We start from the raw sequence: 6830 nt of genomic DNA on the forward strand, positions 1-6830 counted from the left end.
GGTACTCAGACGACGCTTACTCTGAGTCTGGATAAGGAGATGTTGCAGGAGGTACTGAAACAAAAGTTCTGAGGCCGGCTCAGAAGCGCCAGGCGGTGCATTTCCTGCAGGAAGCATACCGCATCAGTGTCCGCCGGGGATGCGGGTTGCTGATGCAGAGCAGAACTGTCTACCACTGGCAGAGCCGGCGTGACGATCGGGCGATAACCCAGCGTATCCGGGAGATCGCGGAAACCCGGATACGGTATGGTTGTCCGCGTATTCATATCCAGCTGCGGCGGGAGGGCTGGCTTGTTAACCATAAGAAAACACACCGGATTTACTGTCTGGAAGGCCTCAACCTGCGCAGAAAGCGCCCCCGCAGACATGTCAGTGCAGCACATCGCCAGCAACGTCCGGTCCTGACGCATATCGATCAGTGCTGGAGTATGGATTTCGTGTCGGATAATCTGTTTAACGGACGGCGTTTCCGGGCGCTGACTGTAGTCGATAATTTTAGTCGGGAGTGTCTGGCGATCCATGCCGGAAAGTCGCTGAAAGGCGAGGATGTGGTCGGTGTGATGGAAGGGTTGCGGGTGCTGGGTAAGCGCCTGCCAGTACGTATTCAGACAGATAACGGCAGCGAGTTTATCTCAAAAAGTCTGGATAAATGGGCGTATGAACACGGCGTGACCCTGGACTTCTCGCGCCCCGGAAAGCCGACAGATAACCCGTTCATTGAATCATTTAACGGCAGTCTGCGGGATGAATGCCTGAACATTCACTGGTTCCTGTCACTGGAAGATGCGCAGGACAAACTCGACAGCTGGCGCAGGGAATATAATCATGAAAGGACACATTCATCATTAAATGACATGACTCCGGCTGAATTCATCCGAAGTCTCCGGAAAGACGAAGATCTCTGATTTAGCACTGCACTGATTTTGGGCCAGGGTCAGAAAGACGAAGATCTCTGATTTAGCACTGCACTGATTTTGGGCCAGGGTCATTTGGCCGGGTTCTCAAAAAATGCATGGAACTAAAACGGGTCTATTTACATATCCACGGGATGGTTTAACTCTATAGTACAGGATTAATGCTGGCGCAGCAGACAATGTCTAAAGATTTAACGCACTTATCGATTACCAGGACAAATACACTTTTTCAAAATCATTGCAAATACTTTGCCTTTCATTTCAAAAAAATAAATCATAATTTTTATATCCCCTTCAACAGGGTCCAGTGGCTGTATGCTGATTTATAACTCGCTACAGTGCTAACAATCATCCTACTTGTTCATTAACCAAAATTACATCAATACAGGAATCACCCTCTCTTCATGGCGCTTATTCATAATTTAACTTAATGAATGCTGATTATAAGATAGTACATGCTTTTGCTTCATCAACATTTTTCCTAAAGCAAAATTATTTTTAACATAAAAATGCCTTCATCTATAGAATATGTACAATACCAACAAAATAATTAGCCACGGTTTTGTTCTTAAAAGTATAACGGTCGTGATCGGTTCGATTTGCCAGGTTATATCGCCTGCTATGGCCAGTGCGGATGCCGCTTTGCTCGCCGAGCAAAAAGCCACGCCTTATGAAACGCAACGAGATAGCTCACGTACGGATACAGAAGCGGAAGATCGTGATCAGGAAAATGCTCAATTAACTCAGTTAGCCGCTTTCGCGTCTCAGGCTGGAGGAGTGCTTTCTGGTCATACGGATAGCAACATGGCAAAAGCGATGGCCAAAGGCTTTGTGCTGGGTAAGGCAAATCAAAGCGCCGCTGAATGGCTGCAACATTACGGAACAGCACAAATAGAAATCAACGCCGACGATAACTTATCGCTAAAAGATTCCTCTTTTATATTGCTTCATCCGTGGTACGACGTGCCGAACAATCTGCTGTTTTCTCAAAGCGGCGTCCACCGTGTGGACGGGCGGGGCATTGTGAACCAAGGCATTGGTTATCGCCACTTCAACCAGCAAACGATGTATGGCCTCAATACCTTTATCGATTACGATTTATCTGGTGATCATGCCCGGGCGGGGATTGGCGCCGAATACTGGCGTAATTTTGTTAAATTTTCCGCTAATGGCTACATCGGGCTAACCGGATGGAAAGCATCTCCGAATGTTGAAGATTATGAAGAACGGCCTGCCAATGGTTGGGATTTACGTCTGGAAGGATACCTTCCCGCTCTCCCGCAACTGGGGACAAGGCTAACGTATGAGCAGTATTTCGGTCGGGAGGTCGCGCTGTTTGGTAAAGAAAACCGGCAGAAAAACCCCCGGGTTCTTACTGTCGGCGTGAATTTCACTCCATTTCCGTTGCTGACATTAAGCGCGGAACATCGCACTGGCGAGAGTGGAAAACATGACACTCAGCTAAAAGCGGATGTGAACTGGCGCATCGGCACCCCACTCCGTCAGCAATTAAATACGGATGCCGTAGAAGGCATTCGTACCCTGAATGGCAGCCGCTATGACCTTGTTAATCGTAATAACGACATCGTTCTTGAGTATCGCAAACAAACCGTTATCAAATTACACCTCCCGGGGCGAGTAACAGGAAAATCAAAACAGGTCATTCCGTTGTTGCCTGATGTGCAGGCAAAACATGGTTTGAAAGATATTGAATGGGATGACGCATCATTTTTAGCCGCGGGCGGTAAGTTGATCGGTCAGGGAGCCCACTGGCAGATGGTGTTGCCGGAATGGAAAGATGGCGCGATCAATGCATGGGGAATCTCCGCTATTGCGCATGATACCCGTGGTAATGCATCGCAACCCGCCGAAATGCAGGTTGTTCTTACGCCACCGATAATAAGTAAGAAATATTCCAGTCTTAGCATCGCCGTGGCGCATCTGCTGGCAGATACAAAAACACAAACTACGTTGACAATTGCTCTACTGGATAATGAGAAAAAACCGATAAGCGGCAAAGCAGAGCAGATAATTCTCAATGGTGCATTTACTCCAATCAACTCGCTGGTAGACGGTATGGCTTTGGCGAAAGGAACCGTCACTTTAAAGCCTCAGGCTCCGGTATTGCCGCAACTGGGAAAACTCAAAGAGTCTGGTAATGGAATTTACACAACAACGGTAACTGCCGGTGAAAGTGCTGGAAAATTTACTATTACTGCAAGCCTGGAAGATACAACGCTGGCATCTGCTGACATCATTTTTACAGATACATCAGCCGCACTTGAGCAAAGTACGCTTACTGCTGACAAGACAACGTTTTCTGTCGGAAGCACGGAAAAGTCGACTCTGGCCCTTACCTTGCAAGACAGCAAGGGCCAGCCAATTAGCAACGAAAAAGAACGCATAACATTCTTTATTGCTGACAGTACTGTAGATACATCGAAATATTCCTTCGATACCGTTCAGGAAAGCAACCCTGGACACTACACCACAACATTTAGTGGTCTTCTGGAAAATCCAAAGTTACCTGTTGGCGTCAAAATTAATGGCAAAGATACCGGCAAACGCCTGATCTTTAATCTGACAACAGTTTCTGTCGCAACGGTTACTGGTGTGCCTGTAGTGGGAAATACGCTGACAGCAACAATGCCTTGTAGCACAGACTGCAATGCGTTGACTTACCAATGGCAGAGAGAAGATCAAGCAGGTAGTAATAATTATGTCGATATTCCGGGTGCCACAGCGATGACATATGTTCCTTCCACCGCCGATCAAAAGCGAAAAGTGCGGGTACAAATTATCAAATGACTTATTACTGAGCCAGAAAGTCATCGTTATCCCATATCTGTATTGTGTATTTGTTAATAAATAGTAAGACAAGAGAATATGAAACTAAGCTTAAAAAAAAAGACTGCCGCCAGCATTACAATGGGCTTCTTACTCAGTATGAGTGTTAATGCCGTCGCAGCAATAATCACCTCTTCCGCAACGATGTCCATTACAGGACATGAGCCAACCCTGACTGCAGGTGAGATTACTTTTGAGGATAAAAATGCAAATGGCATTCTTGACCACGGCGATGTCGTAAAAATCGATCCCGCTCATGACTTTGCATTTGCCGATGTTGATGGAGATAAACCCGATACAACGACTCCCCGACTCTATAGCTGGAAGATTGGTTCTACTGAAGTGGCGGTGACCGAAACTTACACTATTCAGGACAAAGATTTAGGACAGACAATTACACTATTTGTTACTCCACAAACTGACAAAAATATTACTGAGCCATTCCAGGGCAAACCTGTTCAGGCTACGGTAAACGGAACAGCGGGTGGACTACCGATTTCTGGAAGCGACGATGTCATTAAAGTGGTAATTAGCGGCGGTACCGGTGTTTCTGGCGCACCTATCGTTAATGACACTCTGACAGCTACACCAACCTGTACAAAAGCGTGCGGTGTATTGAACTACCAGTGGCAGGTCGAGGACTCCGTCAATAGCGGTAAATATATCGATATAACAGGGGCAACAAACAGTACTTGGAAAGTCACTAAAGAGACTCAGAAACGAAAAGTTCAGGTGGTTGTATCCAATCCTTGATACTTCTGTTTTTCTTCCCAAATAAAGGGAATAAAGAACAGTAGTAATGTGCTATTTTTAATAGTCAGAAAACCGCCACACTAATTATAACGGCGGTTTTCTGAAAAACTTAAACTAATCCCCTATGTAGATAAAAATAACAATCAACAAACAGACCTGTAAATCAACAGCCTATTTTTTTGTTATATTTATCGCCTGTACGGTGCATGCAGAATTACCACATTTATCCCAGTGAGGATGCACAACATAAGCACACCCTGCCAATGAAGATAATATGCCACCTATGATTAATAATTTATAATTTGACATATTAATACCAAAATATTATTGCAATAGAATATAAACATGGATGCCAGCGTTATTGCTGGTATCCATGTTTGACTTACATTACTGTATCGATATTAAGAATTAGCGTAGAAGACACAGCTTCAGCGTTCCCTTCAGTCTCATACCAGATAATTAACTTACTACTGGTTGTACCAAAAGGATCGCTGTTGCAATTACAAAGGTCTTCATACATAACCTCGACCTGGAGGTAACCTAGTGTAACATCTGCTGGCATAATTTCGTAGGAGTGAAGCAACCGACTGGGTAAATTTGAATAAACATAATTATCATCATCGTAATACGATAATTCAATTTTAGTATTAATAACATCTCCCGCAGTAAGGTTTCCAGCAACCGGAATACGATAGTACATATGTTCACCAGGCAGGCCATTCCCAATACGATGCTTATTAATGATCCCTCCTGATACCATTTCCGTTCCACTAACATCAATAAAGGTTGGTGATTTTAACGTTCCTTTTTTCGGCGGCGTCACTGGAATTGCCTTCGTGACAATAAGTCTTTTATGTTCAGAAATCCCTACGTTGCCGCTACGTTCAGCAACAATGTATGAAATCCTGTTTTTGGCTTTATTTACGTTATCCTGTACCATTAACTCTGTAGTATCGAATTCAAAGGGATAAATCGTTTTCTGCGGTTTTGAAGGAACCTCATAACGCCCCAAAAAAGTTCGATCACCAATAACAGCTGTTCCCATAAGATCAACATAAGTTGGCTCATTAAACACAAGAATGGTATCGTTTATAAAACCGCCATAATCAGGTTTAGATTCGGCATCTTCCAGAGATTTGAAATGCAAATTCACTTTCTGTTGATCTTCATCAAGAATATCACCGTCAGTATTTTCAAAGTACATTGAATATCCCATGTACTCTGGCGTAATGCCTTCAATAAACAGACCTTTAGAGTCAGAAGTATCAATATCCGGGGAACCTGAACTTACTGTCATTACCAGGAAACCGGCATCTTTAGCACAGGGGTAAATACGGAACTTTGCCACGCCAGTTTTCGATGCTGAATCATTTTTAAGGTTAATAACAAAACCATCAAGTTTACTCGAGGTTAAATTACTAACATAATGATATTGCATGTCAGGATATGCTTTGCCCCCCCCCTGATTAGTATCAGACATCATAAAAAATACGTTTTCGAATACCGCCTGCGCCATACTTACAGGTCGCAGATACAGTTGGATATCCTGATGTGTTTCATCGCCAGGATATTTCGTCAAATTACGTTTATACGTTATCGTACCAGTAATATAGGTGACACCAGACAGATTTGAATAACTATCATTAAGAGTTTCCGGGGCATTCAAATCAATAATCTGAGTGTCATCAAAAGAGATAGTAATCTCATCATCGAGATCAGTATTTGACTCCAGTACATAATATTGGCAGTGACATGTTACTGGCGCAGCTGCTCCCAGGGCTTGTACAGTCAATGTCAAGTCGATCGCTTTATCGCCCAGAGCAATATTGTTAGGTACATTGAACGAATACTTGTACATATAAACTTTGCTACCGTCAGTATCCGTAAATTCTCCCTCACCTTGTGGTTTTGGTAAAATATTTTTACTCGCCACATCCATTTTTATTGCGCTAGGATCCATGGCAATTTCCGCGTTCTGGTATTTATAATAAAATTCCAGATAAATAATCTGCCCTCGCACTATCCCTTTCTGAGAAGGGAAGCTGCATGTTAATACCCCTGGAGTGAGGGCGTTAACATGAGAAGTCACCGGATGAGCATCTCTGAGATATTTCTCAGATTTAAACTTCTCTATAGATTTAATTTTTCGCATATTTAACATGACATCACCTTTAACTTTATTAATTACATTGTTATATCAATGAATACTTCGCGCAGATAAGAGAATTCCTGCTTATTCTGGCAATAGTATTCCACTCTCAGCGTGCTCTGATCCACGCCCTGCGGCGGCATATCGCAGCCCGCCAGATCGTCTAT

At 43.8% G+C, this 6830-nt stretch carries 3 protein-coding genes and 1 pseudogene; 3 read left to right on the forward strand and 1 reads right to left on the reverse strand.

Annotation, left to right across the window (positions count from 1 at the left end):
* The 3 genes and pseudogenes from FEK66_RS25430 to FEK66_RS25440 form a co-directional block, all read left to right on the forward strand.
* A pseudogene (locus FEK66_RS25430) lies at window positions 1-905 on the forward strand (IS3 family transposase); the annotation flags it as partial.
* Between the two features lie 537 nt (window positions 906-1442).
* Entirely contained in the window at window positions 1443-3722 is a 2280-nt protein-coding gene (locus FEK66_RS25435; protein WP_130238312.1) for an inverse autotransporter beta domain-containing protein, read from the forward strand.
* Window positions 3723-3800: 78 nt separating this feature from the next.
* Window positions 3801-4514, forward strand: a complete 714-nt coding sequence (locus tag FEK66_RS25440) for a ZirU family protein (protein WP_130259258.1) — start codon at window positions 3801-3803, stop codon at window positions 4512-4514.
* A 382-nt stretch (window positions 4515-4896) separates the two neighbouring features.
* Here the strand turns inward: FEK66_RS25440 and FEK66_RS25445 are convergent, their stop codons facing one another.
* Entirely contained in the window at window positions 4897-6675 is a 1779-nt protein-coding gene (locus FEK66_RS25445; RefSeq protein WP_135383439.1) for a hypothetical protein, read from the reverse strand.
* Between the last annotated feature and the right edge of the window lie 155 nt (window positions 6676-6830).

Origin of the sequence: Escherichia sp. E1130, assembly GCF_005781065.1 — a bacterium.
Classification (GTDB): Bacteria; Pseudomonadota; Gammaproteobacteria; order Enterobacterales; family Enterobacteriaceae; genus Escherichia.

Coding starts and splice junctions, on each gene's coding strand:
- FEK66_RS25445 (WP_135383439.1), bottom strand. CDS start 6,675: ATGTTAAATATGCGAAAAATTAAATCTATAGAGAAGTTTAAATCTGAG.
- FEK66_RS25435 (WP_130238312.1), top strand. CDS start 1,443: ATGTACAATACCAACAAAATAATTAGCCACGGTTTTGTTCTTAAAAGT.
- FEK66_RS25440 (WP_130259258.1), top strand. CDS start 3,801: ATGAAACTAAGCTTAAAAAAAAAGACTGCCGCCAGCATTACAATGGGC.